Origin of the sequence: Joostella atrarenae (assembly GCF_021764745.1) — a bacterium.
Taxonomy (GTDB): domain Bacteria; phylum Bacteroidota; class Bacteroidia; order Flavobacteriales; family Flavobacteriaceae; genus Galbibacter; species Galbibacter atrarenae.
Window position 1 is genome coordinate 1 of the sequence record NZ_JAETXX010000046.1, and the last position, 691, is coordinate 691.

1 protein-coding gene is annotated in these 691 nt (G+C 36.5%); it reads right to left on the reverse strand.

The window, feature by feature from the left end:
* Positions 1 to 691: T9SS type B sorting domain-containing protein (locus JM658_RS17005; RefSeq protein WP_236961097.1), on the reverse strand; the 691-nt coding region annotated here is incomplete at both ends.

Sequence of the window (691 nt, forward strand, 5' to 3'; positions counted from 1 at the left end):
TTGTTTATAGTTGCACGACCATTAGAAACTCCATCCCAATTATTCTGGTAATCTTTAGCACTATATACTTTGATTCCCCAACGGTTATAAATATCCACCGTATTTCCAGAGTAATTTTCTATACAACGAACTGTGAAGTAGTCATTCTTACCATCTCCATTAGGCGTAAATTCATTGAAAATTTCAAAACATTTTGAAATTACTAAATCAGAACCAGCACTAGCCTCATTATTAGTATCATCAGTATCATCTTGATCTAAAGATTCTAAACGTGCAACATTAATATAATCCTCTATATTGGTTACAGAAACACGCATCACAAAGACTGCACTTTCTCCAATTGCTAATTCATTTATTGTAAACTGACCAGTAATCTCATTATAAGTAGTTCCAGCTGCAGTTGTAACTCCTATAAAGTTATATCCATTAGGAAGTTTGTCGCTTACCACAATATTTGTTGCATCAATAGCACCAACATTTTCTACCGTTACTGTAAACTCTATCTCTTCATTTAGAACCGCAGATTGCTCACTGATGGTTTTATAAATTGCTATATCTGCATCAGGATCTGCCGGTGGCGGTGGTAGATCATCTGGAAGATCTGTAATCGTACAATCTGGACAATCTGGGTCTACTACTGGTGCTGTTGGATCTACAGGTGTTGGATCTGTTGATGTTCCCGTTACTGGGT